Source organism: Pseudomonas sp. HLMP (assembly GCF_046365545.1).
Lineage (GTDB): Bacteria > Pseudomonadota > Gammaproteobacteria > Pseudomonadales > Pseudomonadaceae > Aquipseudomonas > Aquipseudomonas guariconensis_B.
The window spans coordinates 4,567,492-4,591,589 of sequence record NZ_JBDLLR010000001.1; the positions used below are offsets into that span (position 1 = coordinate 4,567,492).

A 24,098-nucleotide genomic window follows, 5' to 3' on the forward strand; every position below is an offset into this window, starting at 1 on the left:
CAATGCACCAGGCCAGCCGACGGTTGCTCTATGGCCCGGCACAGCCCAAGCTGTATCTGCGTGTTCAACCGAAAAAGCGAGCAACCATGGGCCGAGTCGTGGCAGCGGCGGTGTACAGCGCCGGCAGGAAGGTCACCAACATCAACATCGACGAAGGCAGCGAATGGGCGCGCAAGCCCGGCCACTTCGTCTGGATCGGCCTGGAGGAACCCAACGCCGAGGAGCTGGCCAACCTGCAGCGCCAGTTCAACCTGCACGAGCTGGCCATCGAGGACGCGCTGGAGAAACACAGCCGGCCAAAGCTCGAGACCTTCGGCGACGCCCTGTTCATCGTCACCTATTCGCCAGTGCGCCATGAAGGCAAGCTGGAGTTCATCGAGACCCACATCTTCGCCGGCAACGGCTACATCATCACCTGCCGCAACGGCCACTCCAAGTCCTACGCCCTGGTGCGCCAGCGCTGCGAAGCGCGCCCGCTGCTGCTCGAGCACGGCGAGGACTTCGTGCTCTATGCCCTGCTCGATTTCGTCACCGAGAACTACCAGCCGGTCAGCGAAGCCATCCACGGCGAGATCGAGGAACTGGAGCAGAGCGTGCTGGGCAACTCGCTCAGGGAAGAAGACATCCAGCGCCTGCACAGCCTGCGCCGCGACATCCTGCGCCTGCGCCGCTACGTGGCGCCGATGGTGGAGGTCAGCGAGGAGCTGCAGCGCCTGAGCTTCCCCTTCATCGACAAGAACATGCGCCCGTACTTCCGTGACGTGCAGATCCACGTCACCCGGCAGATGGAAGACCTCGCCAGCATCCGCGACATCGCCAGCCAGACCATCGAGATCGGCATGCTGCTGGAGTCGTCGCGCCAGAGCATCGTGCAACGCAAGTTCGCCGCCTGGGCGGCGATCCTGGCGTTCCCTACCGCCATTGCCGGGATCTACGGGATGAACTTCCAGAACATGCCGGAGCTGGGCTGGCACTATGGCTATTTCGGGATACTGGGGGTGATCGGGGTGGGTTGCACGGCGCTGTATGCCAGCTTCAAGCGTTCTGGCTGGTTGTAGATTTTCGCCGCGCCCTTCGCGGGCAAGCCCGCGAAGGACCGCAAAGCGGCCCCACTCGATGAAACGCCAAACCTAGGCCGCGTTCTCCTTGGCCTTCTTGCCCGAATGCCCGATGAAACGCAGCATCCACTTGCCCACCAGATCGCCCTGGTGGTCCTCGGCCAGGCTGGCGATCGCCCGCTGGTAAACCTCGTCGCCCAGAACCTCCTGGCGTGCATCGAGCAGCGCCCGGGAGTATTCGTGCACGAACTCCGGGTGGCCCTGGAAGCACAGCACCTGGTCGCGAATGTGGTACGCGGCATTGGGGCAGAAGTCGCTGGAGGCGATCACCGTGGCCCCCTCCGGGAGCTGGGTGACCTGATCCTGGTGGCTGATCAACAGGGTCAGCTCCGACACCTCCGGGTCCATCCACGGCGCATGGGCGGCCAGGCTGTAGCGGTGGATGCCCAGGCCCCAGCCCTGCTCGGCCCGTTCGGCCTTGCCGCCGAGCACCAGCGCCAGCACCTGATGGCCGAAACACACACCCAGCAGCTTCTCGCCACGCTCGTACAGCTTGAGCAGGTAGGCCTTGAGGGTCTGGATCCAGGGGTCGCTCCCGAACGAGTCGGCCTTGCTGCCGGTCACCAGGTAGGCAGCGAAGGTTTCGTCTTCGGGGGGATACTCGCCGTTCATCACGTTGTACACGCGAAACTCGGCGGCGATCGGCTGACGCGAGAACAGCTGCTCGAACATCCTTCCGTAGCCCTGGTACTGCGCGGTCAGCTCCGGTCGCAGGACATCGGTTTCAAGGATGCAGATGCGTAACGACATAAGGATAGTCCTGAACGACATGGGTGGGATTTGCTGTAGAGACTGACGCGAAAGGCACGTACAAGCAAGTAGGATGCGCTGACGAACGGTAGTGCCTGTCACCCTTGGTAACCCCCTTCGCGCACCCGTCTAGCCAGAGCATGCCAGCGAGCTGGCCATTGGCCTTAAAACCAATGGAAATCTACAGAAAAAAATCTAGAACAAAGGGTTCTGAAACATGGATGACGCGCGCCCTACTGTTGGTTGTATATCCAGACACAAGAGGCAAGCAGGAATGGCGTGCAGCCACGCCACTGCGATCGACCCGAAGCGAGACAAGGAAGCCAAGGGCTATTCAGGAATAACAACAAGAAGGCGGTCCGCCATGTTCAGACAACCCAAGATACGCCAAGCCGGGCTCATACTCTTCGCCACGACCTTGCTGCTGATCCTGCCGAACCTGACACGTCTGTTCGGATGAACGCAGCGGTGGCTCTTGCGGGCAACGCACAGGTAATCTGCCGACCCTGACGGTTGGAGATCACCCATGCGCCACTGCTTCGCCTTGCTGACCTTCCTGCTCTGCCTGCCGCTGTCGGCGGCCCAACTGCACCTGGACCTGGGCGACAGGCACGGCCAGTGGCAAAGCGCCGAGCTGCTCGCCCACCCGCAAGCCCGGGACATCAGCATCGCCCAGGACGTCTCCTACAAGCGCCCCATGCAGTACCGCGCCGTGCCCCTGGCCGCGCTGCTCGACGGCGTGGGCGCCGGCGACCACCTGCAGGCGGTGGCACTGGACGGCTTCGCCGCGGAAATGCCCGCTGGCCCTTTGCTGCAGACCGGCCCGGCACGCGCCTGGCTGGCCATCGAAGACCCCGCCAGGCCGTGGCCGGCCCTGGGCCCTGGCAAGCCGAGCGCCGGGCCGTTCTACCTGGTGTGGACCGATCCGCAGGCGAGCGGTATCCGCCCGGAGCAATGGCCGTTCCAGATCACCACGATCCGTCGCCTGGCGTCGGTGCAGGCGCGCTTCCCTGCCCTGCTGCCCGATGCCGGCTTGCCGGCGGACGATCCGGTGCGCCGGGGGTTTGCCCTGTTCCAGCAGAACTGCCTGGCCTGCCATCGGCTCAACGGCGCAGGCGACGCTCAGTTCGGCCCGGACCTGAACGTGCCATACAACCCGACCGAGTATTTCCAGCCGGGTTTCCTGCGTCGCTATATCCGTGATCCGCAGAGCCTGCGGCAGTGGCCGCAAGGGCGGATGCCGGGGTTCGCGCAGAGCGTGCTGAGCGATCAGGCACTGGACGACCTGATCGCCTATCTGGCGCACATGGCTACGCGTAAGCCGTGAGATCCCGGAGCCACTCAGGCAACCGGCCGCTCCTGCTTGACGCCCCACCCCTCGACCTCGCCGCCCAAGGGCGAGACGACCTGTTCGAAAGCCTCTTCGAAGGCCCCGATACCACGGTAGGTGGCATACATGATCTTGCTCAGTTCCAGGTGCCAGGCGCCGTCGTCGCGTTCGCGCACCTGGGCATTGAGGGATTCGCCGCGGAACTGCCCCGCCGCCCGGCGCGCACCGGCCTCGTCGGGAAACACCGCGTAGAACTCGATGGGATGGATGCGGGTGAAGTCGAAACCGCCAGCTTTCATCTGGCGAAGGACACTGCTGCTGATGTCGTCGTTCTGGCTGCTCATGAAACGTCCTCCTGCAAAGCAATGGATAGACTTTCCGTGCACTACGCACCTGCCGACACACCCAAGGTGCCTGGCAGACCGAGCTGATGCGAGACGCGAGTGAAACCGACAAAGGCCCGCAGAAAAGACCTGTGCCTCGTTGCATCCTAGTGCCTGGCGCCGGACGGCGCCAGTGGCCACGTTCAGGGCCGTTCGCTGATGCGGGTGATGGACACGCCGCTCTGCTCCTTGAGCCAGCGCACCGTGGGGGATGGACTACGGTCCTGGAAGTCGTTCAGGTCCAGTTCATCGATGACCGGGAACAAGTGCGAACGAATCAGCCGTGCGGCCTCCTCGTCGCTGGGGCGTTGATCGGCGTTGTACAGCAGCGAGCCCTGCACACCGTCCTGGTCGACGAAGGTGACTTCCCACTCTTTCATTGATCAGCCCTCCCATCAAGGAATACCGGTTGACGCCTGTATGCTTGACCGTTGGCGAGGGCTTTCGTTCAGTCCTGGCCTGGGCTTTGTTGCGCGGCAGAGGGGCTGCCTTGCAGCCCCGCCTGGTTCTACTTCGGCGTGCCGTGGACCACGCCGGCCGTGTTGTCCAGCAGGCTCTTGGTGGCCGTCTGGATGTACGACTCGAGTTTCTTCAGCAACTCCGGCTGGTCGGGGCTCTGGATCAGTTCGGCCTTGAACTCGCGCCCCAGCTGGTAGCGATACAGCCGCGGGCTCATGTCCTTGGACTCGATGAGGATGCGATCGCCCTGCACCAGGCCGACGATCTGCTCGCTGCCCGAGGGTTTGATCATGCCCACGCCCGGGTCGCCCTGCGGCAGGTTGAGCAGGTCGCGGCCCCAGCACTGGTGGCGAGTCTGGCCACCGAGACGGCCCATGATGGTCGGCACGATGTCGACCTGGGTACCCACGGTGTGGTCCACCGCGCCGAACTTCTCCTGGATGCCCGGGGCGATCAGCAGCAGCGGCACGTTGAAGCGGCCCAGGTCGAGCTCGGTGACCTGCTGGTGGTTGCCGAAGCCGTGATCGCCGACGATGACGAACAGGGTGTCCTTGAAGTACGGCTGCTTGCGCGCCTGCTCGAAGAACTGACCCAAGGCCCAGTCGGAATAGCGCATGGCGGTCAGGTGTTCGTCCAGGCGGCCCTGGCCTGTCACCTTCTCCACCGGCAGGTCCTCGGGCAAGGCATACGGGGTGTGGTTGGAGAGGGTCTGCAACAGGGCATAGAACGGCTTCTTGCCATAGTTGTGGGCCAGCTCCTCGGCGGCGCGGTCGAACATGTCCTGGTCGGACACCCCCCAGGTCGGGTCGGAGAACACCGGGTTGACGAAGTCGTTGCGGCCGATGAAGGTGGTCATGCCCTGGTTGCCGAAGAACCCGGACTGGTTGTCCCAGGCGAAGTCGCCGTTGTAGACGTAGACGTCGTCGTAGTCGCGGGTGCTGAGCAGCGCGGGCAGGCCGGAGAGCTTATGGCCGCCCTCGGGGGTCTGCATCAGGTACTCGAAGCCCGGCAGGTTGGGGAAGCAGGCCATGGTGGCGAACATGCCCTGGTGGGTATGGGTACCGTTGGAGAAGAAGCGGTCGAACAGTAGCCCTTCCTTGGCCAGCTTGTCGAAGTACGGGGTGATGTTGCCGTTGCCGCCCAGGGCGCCCACCGAATGGCCGGCGAAGCTCTCCATGAGGATCACCACCACGTTCTTGACCGGCAGGGTACGGTCGGCCGGCGGCACGAAGTCACGGCGCACCGCCGCCTCGTCGCCGTCGACCAGGGTGTCGTTGGTGGTCAGCAGCAAATCGCGCACGCTCTGCCGGGCCACCTCGGGGTCGAGGGTAGCCTTCCAGACATTGGCGCGGTCTTCGCCGAAACGGCTCTTGGCGGCGTCGATCAGCGTCAGGGTACCGTTCAGGCCCAACTGGTTGACGAAGTTCGACTCGGTGGTGAAGGCATCGCCCCACCGCATCGGCGGCCCCTGGCGCAGGGTGCCACGGGCAGCGACCACGGCCACCAGCAGGACGACCATGAACACCGCCAGGCGGTTGTACCAAGGGGTGATGCTGCGGCGCCCGGCAGCCTGGCCATGATCGCCGCCGGCGCCACGGGTCAGGCGGTCGATGCCCTTGAACAGCAGGCTCAGCAACCAGGTGCCGAACAACCAGGCCAGCAGGTAGCGGACCACCGGGAAGCCGTACCAGAGCATGCTCAGGACGGTCTTGGAGTCTTCCTGGACGTACTGGAACACCAGGCCGTTGAGGCGCTGGTGGAACTCCCGGTAGAAGTCCAGCTCCATCAGGCCCAGGAACATCACGATGCTCGCGGTCAGCGTCAGCCACAGCCGGAAGAACCCGCGACGGGCCATGGCCCAGGGGCTGAGCACCGCCAGCAGCAGCGGAATGCTGAGGTACACCACCACGCGCAGGTCGAAGCGCAGGCCGTTGAAGAAGCCCTCGGCCACGGTCGCATGGGGCGTGTCGCCGATCATGTCGCTGTTGTAGACCAGCAGCGCCAGGCGGACCAGGCTGAGCATCAGCATGATCACCAGGGCGCTCAGCAAGGTGTAGGCCAGGTGCGATTTGAGGGTCGGCGCGAACGGGGCCGGCACGGCCCGTTGTTTCAAGGCATCCGTGTTAGCCATGAATGGGAAGATCCTAGGATTGCGGGTTTGCGAAAAAGGCGGTGTCGCCCTGCAGCTGGCATGGCAATAGGGCCAACGCAGCATTGCGTGCGGCGCGGATTTTCGATAATCGGGTGTGAAAATTTCGTGACGAGCGATGTTGGCTCAGAGGCGCACGTTGCCCCTGGGCCCGGCGATGGCCCAGATGATCAGCCCGATCACCGGCAACAACAGGATCAGCAGAATCCACAGCACCTTGATGCCCACCTCGGCACTGCTCTTGAGAACGTTGAGGATCGCCCAGATGTCCAACACCAGGATGATCAGGCCCACCAGGCCGTTGAATGTCGAACCCATGCCTTCACTCCCTTGGCAACCTGTGTTGCTGAGCATAGCCGGCTATCACGTCGATAGAGGGGAATCCTTGGCCAGCCGGGTGGGTCGCTGGGTAGACTGTTTCCATACATTGCCGTGAGGTCCGTATGCCCCCTGCCCAGACTGAAAGCACCGAAAGCACCGCCCCCGTCTCGCTGTTGAGCGCCTGGCGGCAACAGGCCCAGGACATGCCCTGGCTCAGTGCCGGGCTTGGCGTGAGCCTGCTGGCCATTCTCGTCCTGTTGCTGGCCAGCCTGTGGAACGCGGTGCACGGCGACCATGCCCAGTACCTGCACCTGGCGGTGCTCGGCGGGCTGTCCGGCTTCGGCGCCACCGCCCTGGGCGCGGTGCTGGCGATAGTGCTGCGCGACGTCAGCGCGCGCAGCCAGGACGTGATGCTCGGCTTTGCCGCCGGCATGATGCTCGCCGCCAGCTCCTTCTCGCTGATCCTGCCCGGCCTGGATGCCGCCCGGGAGATCACCGGCAACGGACCGGCCGCGGCCTTCACCGTGGTGCTGGGCATGGGCCTGGGCGTCCTGCTGATGCTCGGCCTGGACCGCTTCACCCCGCACGAACATGAAAGCACTGGCCCCTGCGGCCCCGAGGCGGAACGGATCAGCCGGGTGTGGTTGTTCGTCCTGGCCATCACCCTGCACAACCTGCCCGAAGGCATGGCCATTGGCGTGAGCTTCGCCAATGGCGACATGCACATCGGCCTGCCGCTGACCAGCGCCATCGCCATCCAGGACATTCCCGAAGGCCTGGCCGTGGCCCTGGCCTTGCGCGCCACCGGGCTGTCGAGCCTGAAAGCGGCGCTGGTGGCCGTGGGCTCTGGCCTGATGGAGCCCCTGGGCGCGGTGATCGGGCTGGGGATATCCACCGGCTTCGCCCTCGCCTACCCGGTGAGCATGGGCCTGGCGGCGGGCGCGATGATCTTCGTGGTGTCCCACGAGGTGATTCCCGAAACCCACCGCAATGGCCACCAGACTGCGGCGACCCTCGGGTTGATGGGTGGGTTCGGGGTGATGATGTTCCTCGATACCGCGTTGGGTTGAGCCTTTGGGGGCTGCTTTGCAGCCCCCGACTCAGACGTGCACCGCGACCTTCAATGCCTCCAATGCCGGCTCCACCTTGATCCCCACCTCGGCACCGAGCGCCAGCACCCGCGCCAGGTCGTTCTGCCCCACCATCACCATCTGCAGTTCGTCATCGAGCAACTGGCTGAAATTGAGCAGCACATAACCGCCGGCCTCCTTGTTCAGCGCAGCCATCTGCACCTGGATGCGGTTGAGCGCCGTCAGCGGCTCGGTGCGCGCCAGTTGCTTGGGCTTGAGGTTGAACGGCACGCGCTTGTCGAACGAGTCGGTAATGCGCTGGAACAGTTCCTGGTAGCTGTCGGCCTGGAACAGCACGGTGTCCGGCAGGCTGCCGACCACCACCCATTCGCCCAGGGGGATGGGGAAGCTGTCGTCGTAGTTGATGTCCGGGTTGGCGGCAAGAAAACCGGCGGGATCGGCGTAGGCCTGGGCGGCCTCGTCGGCGATGCGCTCGATATCCTGCTCGCGCATGCAGCCGGCGCCGATGAGGCTGATGAGTTCGAGCAACTGGTTTTTCATGACGGGGGCCCTGCGCTGGCGAAAAAAGTCGCCAAGGATAGCCGCAAACGCCCCCGCAGGGTTAGCCGGCCAGCGCCTGCAGGCGCGCGGCGGTGTCGACCGCGCCCATGGTCTGGGCCGCAGCCAGGGCGGTGGCGCCACGGACATCCTGGCGCGCCGGGTCGGCGCCCTGGGCCAGCAGGTAGTCGAGGATCTCGCGGCGGTTGAACATGGCCGCCAGCATCAGTGCGGTACGCCCATCGGCTGCGGCCGCGTCCACCGGCACACCGTGCTCCAGCAGCAGGCGGATCATCGCCAGGTCGCCCTTGAACGCCGCGCCAGCGATGGGCAACTGGCCGTTGTCGTTGGCGATCAGCGGATCGGCGCCATGGGCCAGCAACACCCGCACCGCGTCATGGTGGCCGTGGTAGCTGGCCAGCATCAGCAAGGTATCGCCCTTGTGATTGCGCAGGTTGGCTGGCAGGCCGCTTTCCAGCAGGCGCCCGAGCATCTGGGCATCGCCCCGGCGGGCCCGTTCGAACACCTCCTCGGCGAAGGCGGCGGTTTCTTCGTCGGTCATGGCGGTGGGCTGTTGGTCGGACATCGGGGAACCTCCTGGCATCGTTGGGAGCCCAAGTCTTCGTCAGGCAATGGCGGCGGGTCAAAGGTTCAGACTCTATGGGGGCCAGAGACAGAGCCTATGACCTTGCAAAATGCACTGTGCAAAATGCACGACCATGCAGAATGCACGGCCCAGCGATCCGTACAAACGAGTAAGCTACTGATTCAAAAGGGTTTTATAAGGCCGTAAAGCCTGGCACGGTCGCTGCAACACTCAACTCACGTCTGCAAACATAACAGTCAGGAGTTGATATGGACCTCATCCAGGAAAAATTCGCCTCGGTCTTCTGCGCCTACCAGGTCGAGACCCAGTCCCGCCCCGATGGCGGCATCCTGCTGAGCCTGCGCGCCGCCGATGGCAAGATCACCCGCCGCGTGCTGTCGTATGCCCAACTGCACAGCGCCGAGCAACTGTCCTGGGCGATCAGCGCCATTCGCCGCGACCTGGCCGAACAGGCCAGTGAGCTGCCGGTGATCTCGATGTTGCAGAGCCAGCAGCGGTTCGCCCTGCCGACGTATCGCTGATCCGAGGATGTTGGGGCTGCTTTGCAGCCCATCGCTGGCAAGCCAGCTTGCCAGCGATGGGCTCAAGCGGTCAGACCCTGCTAGAACTCATCGATCCCCGGAAACTGCCGGGCACTGTCATCCCCGGTGAAGCGCGGCGGCATCCCCTGCTCGCTGCCGAACACTCGCAAGGCCAGGCAGAACGGCGCATCGCCCAGGTCGAACCAACGCCGCACCCCAGCCGGCACCACCAGCACATCCCCTTTCTCGCACAGCACGGCAAAGACGTAATCGTTCACGCGCAGGCTGACCTGCCCACGGCCAGTGACCACCGCGAATACCTCATCGGCGTCATGCACGTGCTCGTCGCGCAAGTCGATCTGCCCCGGGTCCACGCCGTCGCGGTTCAGCAACGTGAAGGCCGCGCCCCCATGCTCGCTCATCAGTTGATCGAGCAGCCCGCTGCAGGCAGCCATCACCTCGTCCTGGCCGCTGCCCGGCCGAACCCGCAGCTCATGCGGGCGGTGCACGAACCGCAAGCCCTGCTCGGCCAGGGTCGCGGTGATATCGTCGTGGTGGGTCAGCACCTTGTTCGGCAGCTCCGGGCTGGACGGGTGGAAAACGCTGAGAATGCTCATCAGGGGCTGTTCCTGGTCTGGTTCGAACGGATGGCAATGATAACGGCTGCCGCCAGCGCCGCGACGCTGGCCATACCAAAGGTGAAGGACGGGCCCAGCAGTTTCCAGCTGTAGCCCGAATACAAGGCGCCCAATGCACCGCCGGTGCCGGACAACGCCGCATACAACGCCTGGCCCTGGCCTTGCTGGCGGGCGCCGAAGCTGGCCTGGACGAAGGCGATCGCCGCGGCATGGAAGCAGCCGAAGGTGGCCGCGTGCAATACTTGGGCGAACACCAGCACTGCGGGCAGGTCGGCCAGGTTGCCCAGCAGCAGCCAGCGCAGCGCCGCCAGGAGAAAGCTGGCCAGCAGCACCTGGCGCACGGAAAAGCGCGTAAAGATCCGGCTCATGGCCATGAACACCAGCACTTCGGCCACCACCCCCAGCGCCCACAGCAGGCCGATGGCGCCACGGCTGTAGCCCAGGTGCTCCAGGTGCAGGGTGAGGAAGGTGTAGTACGGCCCGTGGCTCAGTTGCATCAACGCCACGCATACATAGAAGGCCGCCACGCCCGGCGCCGCCAGCTGGCGCAGGAAGCCGCCCGTCGCACGGCGTTCGGCATGCTCCACCGGCTGGGCGTTGGGCACCCAGCAGCTGGCGGCGACGATCCCTGCCATGATGACCACCAGGGCCACCGGGTAGATGTCCAGGCTCAGCCATTCGAACAACCGACCCAGGACGACCACGGTGAGGATGAAGCCGATCGAGCCCCACAGGCGGACCTGGCTGTAGCGCGCGGTCTGCCCATGCAGGTGGGCCAGGGTGATCACCTCGAACTGCGGCAGCACCGCGTGCCAGAAGAACGCGTGCAAGGCCATGACCAACGCCAGCCAGGCGTAGCTCTTGTCCAGGAAGATCAGCGAGAAGGTCGCCAGGGTCGTCAAGGCGCCCAGGCGCACGATGAGCAAGCGCTGGCCACTGCGATCGCCCAGCCAGCCCCACAGGTTGGGCGCAATGCAGCGCATCAGCATGGGGATGGCTACCAACTCGCCGATGCGGGCCGGGGAAAAGCCCAGGTGGTCGAAGTACAACGCCAGGAACGGCGCGGTGGAACCGAGCAGGGCGAAGTAGAACAGGTAGAAGCTGGACAGGCGCCAATAAGGGATGGGGGTCATGGGGCGGGCCGGCGGTCAGTCAGGAATGTTGTCGCCTACCGACCCATTCGCGGGCAAGCCCGCGCCTACAGGGGTTGCGCTGCTCTGCACGTCAGCGTTGAACCTGTGGGAGCGGGCTTGTCCGCGAAAAGGCCAGCACAATCACAGACGCAATCAGAGCTGCCCGAGCACCGGCGTCCCCACCTGCACACCGGCATTCTGCGCGCGATGGCGCAGCAGGTGGTCCATCAGCACGATGGCCATCATCGCCTCGGCGATCGGCGTGGCGCGGATGCCCACGCAGGGGTCGTGACGGCCCTTGGTGACCACCTCGACCGGGTTGCCATCGATGTCGATCGAGCGGCCCGGGGTGGTGATGCTGGAGGTCGGCTTGAGCGCCAGGTGGGCGACGATCGGCTGCCCGGAGGAAATCCCGCCGAGGATGCCGCCGGCGTTGTTGCTGAGGAAACCGTCCGGGGTCAGTTCGTCGCGATGCTCGGTGCCACGCTGGGCGACGCTGGCGAAGCCGGCGCCGATCTCCACGCCCTTGACCGCGTTGATGCTCATCAGCGCATGGGCAAGCTCGGCATCGAGGCGGTCGAAGATCGGCTCGCCCAGGCCCGGCATCACGCCTTCGGCGACCACGGTGATCTTCGCGCCGACCGAATCCTGGTCACGGCGCAGCTGGTCCATGTAGGCCTCCAGCTCCGGCACCTTGTCTGGGTCGGGGCTGAAGAAGGCGTTGTGCTCCACCGCGTCCCAGGTCTTGAACGGGATCTCGATCGGGCCCAGCTGGCTCATGTAGCCACGCACGCGGATGCCCTGGGTGGCCAGGTACTTCTTGGCGATGGCGCCGGCGGCCACGCGCATGGCGGTCTCGCGCGCAGAACTGCGGCCACCGCCACGGTAGTCGCGGATGCCATACTTGTGGTGGTAGGTGTAGTCGGCGTGGGCGGGGCGGAACAGGTCCTTGATCGCCGAATAGTCCTTGGACTTCTGGTCGGTGTTGCGGATCAGCAGGCCGATCGAGCAGCCGGTGGTGCGCCCTTCGAAGACCCCGGAAAGGATCTCCACTTCGTCAGGCTCCTGGCGCTGGGTGGTGTGCCGGCTGGTGCCGGGCTTGCGCCGGTCGAGGTCGTGCTGCAGGTCGGCCAGGGAGATCTCCAGGCCCGGTGGGCACCCATCGACAATGGCGACCAACGCCGGGCCATGGCTTTCGCCAGCGGTGGTGACAGTGAACAGCTTGCCGTAGGTATTGCCGGACATGGACGCTCCGCGAATCTGCCTGAATGGGAAGGAGGCCGCCAGTATACGGAAAGCCGGGGGTTTGCGAAAAAATTCGAAATATCTGGCCGCCACTGGCCCGCGCGAACCTTCCCACCACCACCCGGTCCAACCAGCATCCCTCCAGGTAGTAGCTCCATGATATTGCGCCTTGCCGCCCTCCTCCTGCTGTGCTGTACCACCCTCGCCCAGGCTGCTTCCCCCACCGTCCTGCATCGCCCCATCGACCTCGACACCGGCCAGGGCGTGCTGCATGGCAGCCTGTTGCTGCCCCAGCAAGACAGCCCGCCACCGGTGGTGCTGATCATCGCCGGCTCCGGCCCTACCGACCGCGACGGCAACAACCCGGCGAGCGGGCGCCTGGACAACCTCAAGCGCCTGGCCCAACTGCTGGCGAGCGAGCATATCGCCAGCGTGCGCTTCGACAAGCGTGGCGTGGCCGCCAGCCAGCCGGCCACGCCCGACGAGCGCGACCTCAGCGTCGAGCGCTATGTCGCCGACACGGTGGCCTGGGGTCGCAAACTCAGGGCCGACCCACGCTTCGGCCCACTGATCCTGCTCGGCCACAGCGAAGGTGCGCTGATCGCCAGCCTGGCCGCGGAACAGGCCGGCGCCAGCGCGGTGATCACCGTGGCCGGCAGCGGCCGGCCGGTAGCCGAAGTGCTGCGCGAACAGCTGGCCCAACGCCTGCCGCCGGCGCAACTGGCGCGCGGCAACGCGCTGATCGATCGCCTGCAGGCCGGGCAGACCAGCCTCGACGTACCGCCCTCGCTGCGCGAGGTGTTCCGCCCCACGGTGCAGCCGTACCTGATCTCCCTGCTGCGCCAGGACCCGGCGGCGGCCTTCGCCCGTCTCAAGGTGCCGGCGCTGATCGTCCAGGGCCGCAACGACGTGCAGGTGGACGTCGCCGACGCAGAGCGCCTCAAGGCGGCCAAGCCCGATGCGCAACTGGCGCTGATCGATGGCATGAACCATATGCTGCGCATCAGCCCAAGGGGCATGCGCCAGCAACGCGACAGCTACAACAACCCCGGCCTGCCGCTGGCCCACGAACTGGGTGAGCGGATCGTCGCGTTCATCCGCCAGTTGCCGCCGGCCTAGATTGCGCTCAGGAAGTCCTCGTCGCTGCCGATAACGCGGTATCGAGGCGGTACCGGTGCTCTTGGGGCTGCTGCGCAGCAGCCCTATGCCCCCATTCCGCCCGCCGTGCATTCGAGGACACCCCTGATGACCGATGCCCCCGCCGCCGTTGAGGCGGACGAAGACTCACAAGCCCCGCAAAGCGCTCCGCTGCCCTGGGAAGACCTTGCCGTCGAGCACTTCCAGCTGTTGCGCCTGGCGCCCCTGCCCACCGACCGCAACAGCGGCGCCCGCCCCCTGCGCTTCGTGCAGTTCGGCCATGCCGAGCGGCACAGCAAGACGCACAGCCTGCTGCGCATGGAGATCCGCCTGCCCGGGCAGAAGGTGCGCAAGGAGCAGAACCACCTGGATATCCGCGTCGACCATGAGCAGCGCCAGGTGCGCATCGGTGGCGACGGCGGCCTGCAGCTCGAGCCGCTCAACCGTGGCCTTGGCCGTTTCCTGCTGGGCCAGGCCGCGCAGTGGTTGCAGGGCAAGTGGTCGCACTACCAGGTCGAAGGCATGAGCCTGCCGAGCAAGGACGCCCTCAACGAGGACTCCCGCCTGCGCCGCGACCATGTGCTGCGCAGTGTCGGCCTGGAGGTGGAGTACACCGACGGGCAACTGCTCAAGGGCCGCACCGTGGAAACCCCGGTGGGCCAGCTCAAGGGCGGCTGGAACGGCGAGAAGGTGCAGCGCGTCGACATTCTCGAGGCGGCGGGGATGCTGCAGCAGGCCGAGCAGAACCTGCAGGAGAAGGAAGCGCAACTGCGCGAGCGCGATGAGCGTGTGGCCAAGTACCGCCGCGAAGACAGCGGTTTGCGCTTCACCATCACCTGCCTGGTGGCGTTCGCGGTGTTCCAGGCGGGGTTGTTGATCTGGATCGCTACGCGCTGAGATCGAGCGGGGCCGCTTCGCGGCCCATCGCTGGCAAGCCAGCTCCCACAAGTTACCCTGCAAAGCGAATCATCTGTGATCGACTCGGACCTGTGGGAGCTGGCTCGCCAGCGATGGGCTGCAAAGCAGCCCCCTGCCCCGATCAGGCCCGCGCCTGGAACAGCTCCTGGTGCTGCCGGCACTGCTCGGCCGTGAGCATGAACACCCCATGCCCGCCGCGCTCGAACTCCAGCCAGGTGAAGTCTACCTCCGGATACAGCGCCTCCACATGCACCTGGCTGTTGCCCACCTCGACGATCAGCAGGCCCTTCTCGGTCAGGTGGTCGGCCGCCTCGGCGAGCATGCGCCGTACCAGGTCCAGGCCATCGTTGCCACAGGCCAGGCCCAACTCGGGCTCATGGTGGTATTCGGCCGGCATGTCGGCGAAATCCTCGGCATCGACATAGGGGGGGTTGGACAGGATCAGGTCGAAACGCTGCCCCGGCAACCCGGCGAAACCATCGCCCTGCACGGTGTAGACACGCGCCTCCAGGCCATGCCGCTCGATGTTCTGGTTGGCCACCTCCAGGGCATCGTAGGACAGGTCGGCCAGCACCACCTCGGCTTCGGAAAACACGTCGGCGGCGACGATGCCGATGCACCCGGAGCCAGTGCACAGGTCGAGGATCCGCGCAGGCTCGGCCGCCAGCCAGGGTTCGAAACGTTTCTCGATCAGCTCGCCGATCGGTGAACGGGGCACCAGCACGCGCTCGTCGACCAGGAACGACATGCCGCAGAACCAGGCCTCGCCCAGCAGGTAGGCGGTCGGCACCCGATCCTCGATACGGCGCTTGAGCAGGTGCTGCAGGCGCACCCGCTCGTCATCCTCGAGCTGGCAGTCCAGGTAGCTGTCGGCCACTTCCCAGGGCAGGTGCACGGCACCCAGCACCAGCAGGCGGGCCTCGTCCCAGGCGTTGTCGGCACCGTGGCCGAAGAACAGCTCGTGCTCATGGAAGCGGCTGACCGCCCAGCGGATATGGTCGCGCAGGGTGCGCAGGCGGGATGTGATCACGGGGGACTCCTTTTCAGACAGGACAAAAGTCTAACAGCCCACCCGCGCAAATGTTCCCCCGGGTTCACCATTTGCCGGCCAGAGGCCAGTAACCATGCCGCCTGCGATGTCAACCATTCACATTGGCGACGAGGCAAGGGAGAATAGGGGCACAAAAGCCCTATCCAAAGGAGCCCTTGATGTCTGTTCCAACCACGATGTTCCGCCTCAGCGGCCGCGACTACCCGCCGGCCAAGCTGGGCCAAGCCAGCCTGATCATCATCGATGCGCAGAAGGAGTACCTGAGCGGTCCCCTGGCGCTGTCGGGCATGGACGAGGCCGTGGCCAACATCGCCCGGTTGCTCGACGCCGCGCGCAGCGCCGGTCGTCCGATCATCCACGTCCGCCACCTGGGCACCGTCGGCGGCCTGTTCGACCCCCAGGGCAGCCGCGGTGAATTCATTCCCGGCCTGGAGCCGCACGAAGGTGAGATCATCATCGAAAAACGCATGCCCAACGCCTTCAAGAACACCAAGCTGCACGAGACGCTGCAGGAGCTGGGCCACCTGGACCTGATCGTCTGCGGCTTCATGAGCCATTCCAGCGTCAGCACCACCGTGCGCCGGGCCAAGGACTATGGCTACCGCTGCACCCTGGTCGAGGATGCCTCCACCACCCGCGACCTGGCGTTCAAGGACACGGTCATCCCGGCCGCGCAGATCCACCAGTGCGAAATGGCCGTGATGGCCGACAACTTCGCCTGCGTCGCCCCGACCGCCAGCCTGATCTGACCGCGACGACCGCCCGGCGGCCGGGCGGAACCTGCCGGCCGGCTTCAGGTCGAATTTTGGATCAGCGCCGCAAGATCCCGAGGAAACCGTAATGAAGCTCCGCGACAGTCTCGATGCCAAGCGCCTGCGCCCGCGCGAACCGCGCAACTGGGGTGCACGCCTGGCTGCCAGCCTGTCCGCCCTGCTGGCCACGCTGGGTGTGCTCCTGGCCATGGCCGGCATCGCCGGCCTGCTGGGCAACTACGAGGCCCTGGCTGAACTCAATGCCAACCGGCCGCTGGCCGTCACCCTGGCCGTGGTCGGGTTGCTTCTGCTGTATGTCGGCGTGCGCTTCTGGCGGCGCAGCCGCATTCGCCTGCGCCGCAGCCGAGAACTGAACCTGGCACCGCATCTGATGAAGAAACACGACTGAGGTTCCAGGGCCGCTTCGCGCCTCAATGCGGTGACACCGAAGCCACCCGCGAATAGGCCACCACAGGCTGTACGCCCGCCCACAGTCGCGTAAACTACGCCGCCCACGTGGAGGCATCATGCAAGACGACGATTTTTCCCTGTTCCACTCCGAGATGCGCGGCGTGAAACCGATCAAGCACGACCGTGCCGATGTCGGCAAGCCCAAGCCCGACCGCAAGCAGATGGCCAGCCTGCGCCAGGCCGCGACGCTGCGCAGCGACCAGCCGCTGGTGGTCGATGGCCTGTCCGACCAGTTCGTCATCGACGTCGGTGCCGAAGACGAACTGATGTGGCGCCGCGACGGCGTGCAGGAAAGCCAGATCCGCAAGCTCAAGCTCGGCCAGGTCCCCTTCGAGGGCAGCCTCGACCTGCACGGTATGACCGTGGAAAAGGCCCGCGAGACCCTCTGGGACTTCATCGCCGAAGCCACCCGGCTGGAAGTGCGCTGCGTGCGCGTCACCCACGGCAAGGCCGCGCGCCTGGACGGCAAGCGGCCGATGATCAAGAGCCACGTCAACACCTGGCTGCGCCAGCACCCGCAAGTGCTCGGCTTCACCTCCTGCCAGGCCCGCCATGGCGGCACCGGCGCCGTGTACGTGATGCTCAAGCGCACCATGCTCGAAGGCCGCGACGAGTGACGCCGCGCTTGCAGCGCCGCCCTCGCCGCCGTACCCTTCGCCTTTGCGATTATTCCCACAGGTAGATCCATGTCCCTGGAACAGAACTACACCGAGATCCTCAGCCAGCTCGGCGAGGACGTCTCCCGTGAGGGCCTGCTCGACACGCCCAAGCGGGCCGCAAAGGCCATGAAGTACCTTTGCCGCGGTTATGAGCAAACCCTGGAAGAAGTCACCAACGGCGCGCTGTTCAGCTCCGACAACAGCGAGATGGTGCTGGTCCGGGACATCGAGCTCTATTCGATGTGCGAACACCACATGCTGCCATTCATCGGCAAGGCCCACGTCGCCTACCTGCCCAAGGGCAAGGTCCTGGGCCTGTCGAAGGTGGCGCGGATCGTCGACATGTTCGCCCGCCGCCTGCAGATCCAGGAGAACCTCAGCCGCCAGATCGCCGAGGCCGTGGAGCAGGTCACCGGCGCCGCCGGCGTGGCGGTGGTCATCGAGGCCAAGCACATGTGCATGATGATGCGCGGTGTCGAGAAGCAGAACTCGACGATGATCACCTCGGTGATGCTCGGCGAGTTCCGCGAGAACGCCGCCACCCGCAGCGAGTTCCTCAGCCTGATCAAGTGATCGGCCTGTGACCCCGGGCCGACCCTTCGCGGGTCGGCTTTTTCTTTTGCCCAGGAGTTGCCCATGATCGTCAAAGCCCTGCGGGTCGGCCTCGGCCAGCTCATCGTGTTCGGCGACTGGATCAGCCGCCCGGCCAAGCGCAAGCGCGACGCGGCGGCCCAGGCGCGTGTCGAGCAGCAGGCCAAGGGCCTGGCGCTGTACCAGTTCCATGCCTGCCCATTCTGCGTCAAGACCCGCCGCGCCCTGCACCGCCTCAACGTGCCGGTGACCCTGCGCGACGCGAAGAACGACCCGGTGCATCGCCAGGCCCTGCTCGAAGGCGGCGGTCGGGTGAAAGTGCCGTGCCTGCGGATCGAGGAAGACGACGGCAAGGTGACCTGGATGTATGAATCCAACGACATCATCGCCTACCTGGACAAGCGGTTCTCGGCGATCTGAGACTGGCTTTTCGGTCGCCTGCTGCGGCCTCGATCCCGTCAGGCACGCAGTGCCTTGTCACCTTGGGCTGCCTTGCGGCCCATCGCCGGCAACCCGGCTCTCATAGAACAAACGCTAACTCATTGATTTAGCAGGGACCTGCGGGAGCCGGCTTGCCGGCGATGGGGCGCGAAGCGGCCCTGCCCCTCACTCCCCCATCGGCACGTGCCGCGGATGGCTCGCCACCCGCGCCAGCCAGGCCTTCACCGCCGGATATGGCCCCAGGTCGAAGCCCCCCTGATGCGCCACATGGGTATAGGCATACAGCGCCACGTCGGCGATCGAATACTGCTCACCCACCAGGTAGGGCGTCATCTGCAACTGCTTCTCCATCACCTTGAGCGCCTTGTAGCCGCCCTTGTGCAGGCCTTTGTACTCCTCCAGCCGCTCCTGCGGCAGCCCCAGGTAGAACTGGATGAAACGCGCCACGGCAATGTACGGCTCGTGGCTGTACTGCTCGAAGAACTGCCACTGCAGCACCTGGGTACGCAGGCGCGGCTCGCTCGGCAGGAAGGCACTGCCATCGGCCAGGAAGTTGAGAATGGCGTTGGATTCCCACAGGCAGGTGCCGTCCTCCAGTTGCAGCACCGGCACCTTGCCGTTGGGGTTCATGGCCAGGAACTCGGGCGTCTCGGTCTGGCCCTTGAGAATGTCCACCGCCTGCCATTCATACGGACGGTCGAGCAGATGGAGCATCAGCTTGACCTTGTAGCAGTTGCCCGACAGGTAATCCCCGTAGACCTTGTACATCACCCCTCCCCCCTCGCATGCAGTTGCCGGTTCGAGCCCAATGGTTGGCGACTGTACGGTTAAAAGCAATGGTCGCTGTATCGCAAGGATCGAGCCTTGGCAGGGTAGTCTGAAAAAAACGCTTACATAGTTACAAGGACTTTCCCATGACCGATGCCACCTCCGCGCGCCTGCGCCCCCTGGCAGACAGTTCCCCGTCGGCGGTGGTCGCCGGCTTCATCGCCATGCTCACCGGCTACACCAGCTCGCTGGTGCTGATGTTCCAGGCGGGCCAGGCGGCCGGCTTGACCAGCGCGCAGATTTCCTCGTGGATCTGGGCCCTGTCGATCGGCATGGCGGTGTGCAGCATCGGCCTGTCGCTGCGCTACCGCACGCCGGTCACCGTGGCCTGGTCGACGCCCGGCGCCGCACTGCTGATCACCAGCCTCGGCGGGGTCAGCTATGGCGAAGCCATCGGCGCCTACATCACCTGCGCCGTGCTGGTGCTGATCTGCGGCCTGACCGGCAGCTTCGAGCGCCTGGTCAGGCGCATCCCCGCGTCGCTGGCCTCGGCGCTGCTGGCTGGGATCCTGTTCAAGATCGGCAGCGAGATCTTCGTCGCGGCCCAGCACCGCACCGTGCTGGTGCTGGGCATGTTCTTCAGCTACCTGCTGGTCAAGCGCCTGTCGCCGCGCTATTGCGTGCTCGCCGCGCTGCTGGTGGGCACCGCCCTGTCCGGCGCCCTCGGGCTGCTGGACTTCAGCGGTTTCCACCTGGAAGTGGCCAGGCCGGTGTGGACCACGCCGAGCTTCTCCCTGGCGGCGACCATCAGCATCGGCATCCCGCTGTTCGTGGTGGCCATGACCTCGCAGAACATGCCCGGCGTCGCGGTGCTGCGTGCCGATGGCTACCAGGTGCCGGCTTCGCCGCTGATCTCGGCCACTGGCCTGGCCTCGCTGTTGCTGGCGCCGTTCGGCTCGCACGGGGTGAACCTGGCGGCGATCAGCGCGGCGATCTGCACCGGGCCGCATGCCCATGAAGACCCAGGCAAGCGGTATACCGCGGCGGTGTGGTGCGGGATCTTCTATGGCATCGCCGGGGTGTTCGGCGCCACCCTGGCAGCGCTGTTCGCCGCCTTGCCCAAGGAGCTGGTGCTGTCGATCGCTGCGCTGGCGCTGTTCGGCTCGATCATGAACGGGCTGAGCGTGGCCATGGGCGAGGCCCGCGAGCGTGAGGCGGCGTTGATCACCTTCATGGTCACGGCATCGGGGTTCACGTTGTTTTCGATCGGGTCGGCGTTCTGGGGGATCGTGGCGGGGGTGTTGACCTTGCTGATCCTGAGCCCGCGCAGGGCTTGATCGATGGGGCTGGCCGGCGATGGGCGCGAAGCGCCCCCAGCCTTAGCCAGCCCCAATCGGCCCGTGCAGGCAACTCACAACCGGAAATGCCCCACCATCCCCTTCAGCTCATCCCCCAACTGCGCCAGCGCCACGCTCGACCGAGCATTGCCCTGCATGGCCAACGCCGCCTGATCGGCACTGCCGCGAATCTGCGTGACGCTGCGGCTGATCTCTTCGGCCACCGAACTCTGCTGCTCGGCCGCTGCGGCGATCTGCTGGTTCATCTGCTGGATCAACGAAACCGCCGCGGCAATGCTGCCCAGGGCGCTCTCGGTATGCAGCGCATCGGCCACCGCCAGGCGCACCAGCTCGGTGCTGCCACGGATCTGCGCCACCGATTGCTGGGCATTGCCGCGCAGGCTGGCGACCAGGCGCTCGATTTCCTCGGTGGACTGCCGGGTACGCCGGGCCAGGGCGCGCACTTCATCGGCCACCACCGCGAAACCACGCCCCTGCTCACCGGCCCGGGCCGCTTCGATGGCCGCATTGAGCGCCAGCAGGTTGGTCTGCTCGGCCACGCTCTTGATCACGTCGAGCACATCGCCAATGGTGTGGATCTCGGCGCTGAGGCTGTCGATCCCGGCACTCGCGGTTTCCGCCGCCGCCGCCAACTGCTCGATACGCTGCATGCTCTGGCGTACCACCTGCTGGCCGGAGCCGACCTTGTCGTCGGCACTCTGCGCAGCCTGGGCGGCCTCTTCGGCATTGCGCGCCACATCGTGCACGGTGGCGGTCATCTGTTGCATGGCGGTGGCCACCTGCTCGGTCTCCTCCTTCTGGCTGCCCACCTCACGGTTGGTCTGCTCGGTCACCGCCGACAGCGCCTGGGCACTGCCGGCCAGTTGCTCGATGCCATGCTGCAGGCCACTGACGATGCCCGACAACCCCGCTGCCATCTGCTGCATGGCCTGCATCAGTTGGCCCACCTCGTCACGGCGCGCCACCTCACCGTCGATGGCCAGGTCACCGGCGGCAATGCGCCGGGCGCGGTCGATCACCCGCTTGAGCGGCCCGACCACCGCCCGGGTGATCAACCAGGCCGCCAATATCCCCACCAGCAAGGCCAGCGCCGTGGCCAGGACGATGGCCAGGGTGTTGCGGCCCAGCTCGCCCTGCATGGCCTGCTCCTGGGTGGCGTAGGCCTGGTCGACCCGTGCCGTGACCTGCCCGGCGCGCGCCTGCAACTGCGCCTTGAGGCCCTGCTCCTTGGCCAACAGGTCGGTGTATTCGTTGAGCTTGTCGGAAAAACTGGCGATATGCCCGGCCACTTCGCCGAGCACGCTCTGGTAGCCGGCATCGCTGACCGCCGCCTTAAGCTGGTCGACCAGGGTCGCGGCCTCGACGGTCTGGGCGATGCGCCCCTCGTTGACCGCCTCCTCGCCCTTGCGCCCTTGCTCCAGGCGCACCCGCGCCTCGTCCATGGCCTGCAGCATCAGGCGCGAGACCTGGGCCACCTGCGCGGCCTGCTCGAGAAACTCGCCCCCCTCCTGGCCCTGGGACTGCTGCAAGGTATAGGTGCCATCGTCGGCCAGGCCCGCTTGCAGCACATCGAGGTTGTTGGCCACGCTGGACACCGACCAACTGGCCATGTCCAGCGCCAGCTCCTTGCCCTGCACCGCCTCGACGAAGGCCTCGAAAGCCTGGCCATAGGCTTGCAGGTCCGCTTGCGCCGCCGCCAGCGCCGGCACGCCGCGGGCGCGCTCGAGCAGGCCCTGCAGGCCGCTGCGCAGGGCGTCGGCCTCCTTGATGTCCGAGCGCAGGGCGAAGGCCTGTTCGTGCTGGCGCAGCCTGAGCAGGTCGGTGTTGAACTGGCTCATCTGGCGCAACCCGTCGAAACGCTGGCCCACTCCCTGCAGCGCCACGACGCCGATGGCCGCCACCGCCAGGGTCAGCAACAGCACCAGGGCGAAACCCAGGCCCAGCTTGCGGGCCATGCCCAGGTTGGCCAGAACACCGTGCTTGGTCGCCCGCATCACCGATTCCCCCTGCCAGTCGCATGTATGCCGATGGGGGGCTGCAGAGCAGCCCTTTTCCAGGCCAAGAATGGCAACAGGCGCGCCCTGCTCACAAGGCCCAGCCGCCACAATGATGTCAAATAGCTATGCCTGTGTCGTTTTCAGCAGGCTGAAGGTCGCCCTGCATGCCGGAAGAACGCCTGGGCACGCACATCCTGCCCATAGGCGACATTGATGCGCAGCCAGTCGCTCGGCGCCCCCTGGTGATCGAAGGCACTGCCCGGCGTCAGCAGCACGGCGTTGTCCAGGGCGATCCGCTCCAGGCGGGCATAGTCGAGGCCAGGTGCACGCGCCCAGACGAACATGCCCCCATAGGGCTCGCAGAACACCTCCCAGCCGTAGGCCTCCAGTTGCCCAAGCAGCTTGGCCATGTGCTGCCCCAGGCGTAGCCGCAGGCGCTGCATGCTCTTGCGGTAGCTGCCATTGGCGAGCATCTGCCCCACCACCTGCTCGGCGAAGCGCGAGGTACCGATGCCGGTGACCATCTTCAGCTCCGCCAGGCGCGCGACCAGCGCCGGGTCGGCCACCAGGTAGCCGACCCGCAGGGCGCTGCTCAGGGTCTTGGAGAAGCTGGCCATGTAGATCACCCGTTGCTCGCTGTCGAGGGTCGCCAGGCGTGTTGCCGGGCCGTCCTGGAAGTCGGCGTAGATATCGTCCTCGACGATCCGCAGGTCATGCTCCCGGGCCAGTTCCAGCAGGCGATAGGCGACCTTGGGCGTGAGGCTGGTGCCAGTCGGGTTGTGGTAGAGGCTGTTGACGAACAGGCAGCGCGGGCGGTGCTCGGCCAGCAGGCGCTGCAGTGCGTTCAGGTCCGGCCCGCTGGGGGTGCGCGGTACCGGCAGCATGCGCACCTGGTGCTGGCGCAGCAGGTTGAACAGGTTGTAGTAGCCGGGGCTTTCCACCAGTACCGCATCACCCGGACGCAACAGGGTGCGCACCAGCAGGTCGAGGGCATGGCTGGCCCCCTGGGTGGTGAGGATGCGCTCCGTACCGGCGGGGATGTCCAGGCGCGCCAGGCGCTTGTGCAGTTGCAGGCGCAGGCTGGCCAGACCCAGAGGTGGGCAGTAGTCGAACAGCGCTTCGGGGTGGCTACGGCTGACCTGGCGAATGGCCTGGGCCAGCTCGTCGCCGGCCCGCCAGGCGCTGGGGAGCCAGCCACAGCCCAGCTTGAGCAGTTCGTCATGGCCCTCGCGAAACTGCCGCCAACTGCCATCCACCGCCTCGCCCCAGGCTTGTGCCTGATCCTGCTCCAGGCCCGGCTTGCGCTCGGCGACGAAGAACCCCGTGCCATGGCGCGCCTCCAGCCAGCCGCTGGCGACCAGCCGGTCGTAGGCCTCGATCACGCAGGACGGGCTGACGGCCAGGTTGCGCGCCAGGGTGCGGATCGACGGCAAGCGGGTGCCGGGGCGCAGGCGTTGCCGGGTGATCCAGGCTTGCAGCTGGTCGGTCAGTTGTTGCACCAGGGGGGTGGCAGCGTGGCGGTCGAGGTGGATGTTCATCGTCAGGTGTTCGGTTGTTTTGACAGAACAGTTAATCACAAATGGGCTGGGAGTGTGCCTTGTTGGTCAAGGGGGCCAGGCCCACTGTTGTGCTCACGAGCCCAAGACGTTCGGTTGCCCTCCGGGGCCGCTTCG

At 66.0% G+C, this 24,098-nt stretch carries 26 protein-coding genes and 1 pseudogene; 12 read left to right on the forward strand and 15 right to left on the reverse strand.

The genetic code is table 11. From position 1 onward, the window contains the following. Positions 1-86 precede the first annotated feature (86 nt). Positions 87-1,058, forward strand: coding sequence for a magnesium and cobalt transport protein CorA (locus ABFA30_RS21130; protein ID WP_225787118.1), 972 nt, complete (start codon positions 87-89; stop codon positions 1,056-1,058). A gap of 72 nt (positions 1,059-1,130) precedes the next feature. On the opposite strand, the gene ABFA30_RS21135 is transcribed toward ABFA30_RS21130, so the two are convergent. Further along, positions 1,131-1,868: an amidotransferase gene (locus tag ABFA30_RS21135; RefSeq protein ID WP_410045880.1), complete on the reverse strand. Its 738-nt coding sequence runs from the start codon at positions 1,866-1,868 to the stop codon at positions 1,131-1,133. Between the two features lie 526 nt (positions 1,869-2,394). Here ABFA30_RS21135 and ABFA30_RS21140 point away from each other — a divergent pair. After that, positions 2,395-3,195, forward strand: a complete 801-nt coding sequence (locus ABFA30_RS21140; protein WP_253102443.1) for a cytochrome c — start codon at positions 2,395-2,397, stop codon at positions 3,193-3,195. Positions 3,196-3,209: 14 nt separating this feature from the next. On the opposite strand, the gene ABFA30_RS21145 is transcribed toward ABFA30_RS21140, so the two are convergent. The 4 genes from ABFA30_RS21145 to ABFA30_RS21160 all read right to left on the reverse strand — a co-directional run bounded on the left by ABFA30_RS21145 (position 3,210) and on the right by ABFA30_RS21160 (position 6,507). After that, entirely contained in the window at positions 3,210-3,542 is a 333-nt protein-coding gene (locus ABFA30_RS21145) for a ribonuclease E inhibitor RraB (protein WP_225787121.1), read from the reverse strand. Between the two features lie 182 nt (positions 3,543-3,724). Beyond that, on the reverse strand, positions 3,725-3,961 hold the full coding sequence (locus ABFA30_RS21150; protein WP_225787122.1) for a hypothetical protein: 237 nt from the start codon (positions 3,959-3,961) through the stop codon (positions 3,725-3,727). Positions 3,962-4,089: 128 nt separating this feature from the next. Next, a complete protein-coding gene (locus tag ABFA30_RS21155; RefSeq protein WP_410045881.1) occupies positions 4,090-6,171 on the reverse strand; it encodes an LTA synthase family protein in 2,082 nt (693 codons plus the stop codon). 144 nt (positions 6,172-6,315) lie between these two features. Further along, a complete protein-coding gene (locus ABFA30_RS21160) occupies positions 6,316-6,507 on the reverse strand; it encodes a PLDc N-terminal domain-containing protein (protein WP_225787124.1) in 192 nt (63 codons plus the stop codon). Between the two features lie 125 nt (positions 6,508-6,632). On the opposite strand from ABFA30_RS21160, the gene ABFA30_RS21165 reads away from it, so the two are divergent. Further along, complete coding sequence (locus tag ABFA30_RS21165) at positions 6,633-7,580, forward strand: ZIP family metal transporter (RefSeq protein WP_368816496.1); 948 nt, start codon at positions 6,633-6,635, stop codon at positions 7,578-7,580. Between the two features lie 30 nt (positions 7,581-7,610). Here the strand turns inward: ABFA30_RS21165 and ABFA30_RS21170 are convergent, their stop codons facing one another. Beyond that, positions 7,611-8,141 (reverse strand): hypothetical protein, encoded by a 531-nt coding sequence (locus ABFA30_RS21170; protein WP_225787126.1) that lies wholly within the window; start codon positions 8,139-8,141, stop codon positions 7,611-7,613. 61 nt (positions 8,142-8,202) lie between these two features. Continuing rightward, positions 8,203-8,724 (reverse strand): ankyrin repeat domain-containing protein, encoded by a 522-nt coding sequence (locus ABFA30_RS21175; RefSeq protein WP_225787127.1) that lies wholly within the window; start codon positions 8,722-8,724, stop codon positions 8,203-8,205. A gap of 269 nt (positions 8,725-8,993) precedes the next feature. On the opposite strand from ABFA30_RS21175, the gene ABFA30_RS21180 reads away from it, so the two are divergent. After that, complete coding sequence (locus ABFA30_RS21180; protein WP_225787128.1) at positions 8,994-9,266, forward strand: DUF3509 domain-containing protein; 273 nt, start codon at positions 8,994-8,996, stop codon at positions 9,264-9,266. 80 nt (positions 9,267-9,346) lie between these two features. On the opposite strand, the gene ABFA30_RS21185 is transcribed toward ABFA30_RS21180, so the two are convergent. The 3 genes from ABFA30_RS21185 to aroC form a co-directional block, all read right to left on the reverse strand. Further along, the gene (locus ABFA30_RS21185; protein WP_225787129.1) at positions 9,347-9,883 is read right to left on the reverse strand and encodes a cupin domain-containing protein; all 537 of its coding nucleotides are present in this window, start codon (positions 9,881-9,883) and stop codon (positions 9,347-9,349) included. Beyond that, positions 9,883-11,037 carry an MFS transporter gene (locus tag ABFA30_RS21190; RefSeq protein WP_253081485.1) on the reverse strand — a complete coding sequence of 385 codons (1,155 nt, stop codon included), beginning with the start codon at positions 11,035-11,037 and terminating at the stop codon, positions 9,883-9,885. Before ABFA30_RS21190 ends, ABFA30_RS21185 begins: the two co-directional genes overlap by 1 nt. Before the next feature lie 153 nt (positions 11,038-11,190). Beyond that, positions 11,191-12,282, reverse strand: a complete 1,092-nt coding sequence (gene aroC / locus ABFA30_RS21195) for a chorismate synthase (protein WP_225787131.1) — start codon at positions 12,280-12,282, stop codon at positions 11,191-11,193. A 156-nt stretch (positions 12,283-12,438) separates the two neighbouring features. On the opposite strand from aroC, the gene ABFA30_RS21200 reads away from it, so the two are divergent. Both ABFA30_RS21200 and ABFA30_RS21205 read left to right on the forward strand, forming a co-directional pair. Continuing rightward, positions 12,439-13,401, forward strand: a complete 963-nt coding sequence (locus ABFA30_RS21200; RefSeq protein WP_225787132.1) for an alpha/beta hydrolase — start codon at positions 12,439-12,441, stop codon at positions 13,399-13,401. Positions 13,402-13,527: 126 nt separating this feature from the next. Beyond that, a complete protein-coding gene (locus ABFA30_RS21205; protein ID WP_410045882.1) occupies positions 13,528-14,316 on the forward strand; it encodes a hypothetical protein in 789 nt (262 codons plus the stop codon). Positions 14,317-14,458: 142 nt separating this feature from the next. Here ABFA30_RS21205 and prmB read toward each other — a convergent pair whose 3' ends face one another. Next, positions 14,459-15,367: a 50S ribosomal protein L3 N(5)-glutamine methyltransferase gene (gene prmB, locus ABFA30_RS21210; RefSeq protein WP_225787134.1), complete on the reverse strand. Its 909-nt coding sequence runs from the start codon at positions 15,365-15,367 to the stop codon at positions 14,459-14,461. A gap of 179 nt (positions 15,368-15,546) precedes the next feature. On the opposite strand from prmB, the gene ABFA30_RS21215 reads away from it, so the two are divergent. The 5 genes from ABFA30_RS21215 to ABFA30_RS21235 all read left to right on the forward strand — a co-directional run bounded on the left by ABFA30_RS21215 (position 15,547) and on the right by ABFA30_RS21235 (position 18,281). Next, positions 15,547-16,137: a cysteine hydrolase family protein gene (locus ABFA30_RS21215; RefSeq protein ID WP_225787135.1), complete on the forward strand. Its 591-nt coding sequence runs from the start codon at positions 15,547-15,549 to the stop codon at positions 16,135-16,137. A 91-nt stretch (positions 16,138-16,228) separates the two neighbouring features. After that, on the forward strand, positions 16,229-16,549 hold the full coding sequence (locus ABFA30_RS21220; RefSeq protein WP_410045883.1) for a hypothetical protein: 321 nt from the start codon (positions 16,229-16,231) through the stop codon (positions 16,547-16,549). Between the two features lie 118 nt (positions 16,550-16,667). Then, positions 16,668-17,228 (forward strand): Smr/MutS family protein, encoded by a 561-nt coding sequence (locus ABFA30_RS21225; protein ID WP_410045884.1) that lies wholly within the window; start codon positions 16,668-16,670, stop codon positions 17,226-17,228. A gap of 69 nt (positions 17,229-17,297) precedes the next feature. After that, positions 17,298-17,843 carry a GTP cyclohydrolase I FolE gene (gene folE / locus ABFA30_RS21230; protein ID WP_225787138.1) on the forward strand — a complete coding sequence of 182 codons (546 nt, stop codon included), beginning with the start codon at positions 17,298-17,300 and terminating at the stop codon, positions 17,841-17,843. Between the two features lie 63 nt (positions 17,844-17,906). Next, complete coding sequence (locus ABFA30_RS21235; protein ID WP_225787139.1) at positions 17,907-18,281, forward strand: glutaredoxin family protein; 375 nt, start codon at positions 17,907-17,909, stop codon at positions 18,279-18,281. A gap of 186 nt (positions 18,282-18,467) precedes the next feature. Here the strand turns inward: ABFA30_RS21235 and ABFA30_RS21240 are convergent, their stop codons facing one another. Then, positions 18,468-19,070: a glutathione S-transferase family protein gene (locus tag ABFA30_RS21240; RefSeq protein ID WP_225787140.1), complete on the reverse strand. Its 603-nt coding sequence runs from the start codon at positions 19,068-19,070 to the stop codon at positions 18,468-18,470. A 146-nt stretch (positions 19,071-19,216) separates the two neighbouring features. On the opposite strand from ABFA30_RS21240, the gene ABFA30_RS21245 reads away from it, so the two are divergent. Next, positions 19,217-20,407, forward strand: a complete 1,191-nt coding sequence (locus ABFA30_RS21245; RefSeq protein ID WP_253081481.1) for a benzoate/H(+) symporter BenE family transporter — start codon at positions 19,217-19,219, stop codon at positions 20,405-20,407. Between the two features lie 74 nt (positions 20,408-20,481). Here the strand turns inward: ABFA30_RS21245 and ABFA30_RS21250 are convergent, their stop codons facing one another. The 3 genes and pseudogenes from ABFA30_RS21250 to ABFA30_RS21260 all read right to left on the reverse strand — a co-directional run bounded on the left by ABFA30_RS21250 (position 20,482) and on the right by ABFA30_RS21260 (position 23,963). After that, positions 20,482-21,363 (reverse strand): methyl-accepting chemotaxis protein, encoded by an 882-nt coding sequence (locus ABFA30_RS21250; RefSeq protein ID WP_410046063.1) that lies wholly within the window; start codon positions 21,361-21,363, stop codon positions 20,482-20,484. Positions 21,364-21,390: 27 nt separating this feature from the next. Then, positions 21,391-22,422: pseudogene (locus tag ABFA30_RS21255) on the reverse strand (methyl-accepting chemotaxis protein); the annotation flags it as partial. Positions 22,423-22,565: 143 nt separating this feature from the next. Then, positions 22,566-23,963: a PLP-dependent aminotransferase family protein gene (locus ABFA30_RS21260; protein ID WP_253167581.1), complete on the reverse strand. Its 1,398-nt coding sequence runs from the start codon at positions 23,961-23,963 to the stop codon at positions 22,566-22,568. Between the last annotated feature and the right edge of the window lie 135 nt (positions 23,964-24,098).

Bases quoted from the DNA above. Each gene is read 5' to 3' on its own strand.
- ABFA30_RS21165 (WP_368816496.1), top strand. From the start codon at position 6,633: ATGCCCCCTGCCCAGACTGAAAGCACCGAAAGCACCGCCCCCGTCTCG.
- ABFA30_RS21145 (WP_225787121.1), bottom strand. From the start codon at position 3,542: ATGAGCAGCCAGAACGACGACATCAGCAGCAGTGTCCTTCGCCAGATG.
- ABFA30_RS21250 (WP_410046063.1), bottom strand. From the start codon at position 21,363: ATGCAGGCCATGCAGCAGATGGCAGCGGGGTTGTCGGGCATCGTCAGT.
- ABFA30_RS21225 (WP_410045884.1), top strand. From the start codon at position 16,668: ATGCAAGACGACGATTTTTCCCTGTTCCACTCCGAGATGCGCGGCGTG.
- ABFA30_RS21235 (WP_225787139.1), top strand. From the start codon at position 17,907: ATGATCGTCAAAGCCCTGCGGGTCGGCCTCGGCCAGCTCATCGTGTTC.
- folE (WP_225787138.1), top strand. From the start codon at position 17,298: ATGTCCCTGGAACAGAACTACACCGAGATCCTCAGCCAGCTCGGCGAG.
- ABFA30_RS21160 (WP_225787124.1), bottom strand. From the start codon at position 6,507: ATGGGTTCGACATTCAACGGCCTGGTGGGCCTGATCATCCTGGTGTTG.
- ABFA30_RS21180 (WP_225787128.1), top strand. From the start codon at position 8,994: ATGGACCTCATCCAGGAAAAATTCGCCTCGGTCTTCTGCGCCTACCAG.
- ABFA30_RS21130 (WP_225787118.1), top strand. From the start codon at position 87: ATGGGCCGAGTCGTGGCAGCGGCGGTGTACAGCGCCGGCAGGAAGGTC.
- ABFA30_RS21215 (WP_225787135.1), top strand. From the start codon at position 15,547: ATGTCTGTTCCAACCACGATGTTCCGCCTCAGCGGCCGCGACTACCCG.
- ABFA30_RS21175 (WP_225787127.1), bottom strand. From the start codon at position 8,724: ATGTCCGACCAACAGCCCACCGCCATGACCGACGAAGAAACCGCCGCC.
- ABFA30_RS21260 (WP_253167581.1), bottom strand. From the start codon at position 23,963: ATGAACATCCACCTCGACCGCCACGCTGCCACCCCCCTGGTGCAACAA.
- ABFA30_RS21245 (WP_253081481.1), top strand. From the start codon at position 19,217: ATGACCGATGCCACCTCCGCGCGCCTGCGCCCCCTGGCAGACAGTTCC.
- ABFA30_RS21190 (WP_253081485.1), bottom strand. From the start codon at position 11,037: ATGACCCCCATCCCTTATTGGCGCCTGTCCAGCTTCTACCTGTTCTAC.
- ABFA30_RS21135 (WP_410045880.1), bottom strand. From the start codon at position 1,868: ATGTCGTTACGCATCTGCATCCTTGAAACCGATGTCCTGCGACCGGAG.
- aroC (WP_225787131.1), bottom strand. From the start codon at position 12,282: ATGTCCGGCAATACCTACGGCAAGCTGTTCACTGTCACCACCGCTGGC.
- ABFA30_RS21200 (WP_225787132.1), top strand. From the start codon at position 12,439: ATGATATTGCGCCTTGCCGCCCTCCTCCTGCTGTGCTGTACCACCCTC.
- ABFA30_RS21150 (WP_225787122.1), bottom strand. From the start codon at position 3,961: ATGAAAGAGTGGGAAGTCACCTTCGTCGACCAGGACGGTGTGCAGGGC.
- ABFA30_RS21205 (WP_410045882.1), top strand. From the start codon at position 13,528: ATGACCGATGCCCCCGCCGCCGTTGAGGCGGACGAAGACTCACAAGCC.
- ABFA30_RS21220 (WP_410045883.1), top strand. From the start codon at position 16,229: ATGAAGCTCCGCGACAGTCTCGATGCCAAGCGCCTGCGCCCGCGCGAA.
- ABFA30_RS21240 (WP_225787140.1), bottom strand. From the start codon at position 19,070: ATGTACAAGGTCTACGGGGATTACCTGTCGGGCAACTGCTACAAGGTC.
- ABFA30_RS21170 (WP_225787126.1), bottom strand. From the start codon at position 8,141: ATGAAAAACCAGTTGCTCGAACTCATCAGCCTCATCGGCGCCGGCTGC.
- ABFA30_RS21155 (WP_410045881.1), bottom strand. From the start codon at position 6,171: ATGGCTAACACGGATGCCTTGAAACAACGGGCCGTGCCGGCCCCGTTC.
- ABFA30_RS21140 (WP_253102443.1), top strand. From the start codon at position 2,395: ATGCGCCACTGCTTCGCCTTGCTGACCTTCCTGCTCTGCCTGCCGCTG.
- ABFA30_RS21185 (WP_225787129.1), bottom strand. From the start codon at position 9,883: ATGAGCATTCTCAGCGTTTTCCACCCGTCCAGCCCGGAGCTGCCGAAC.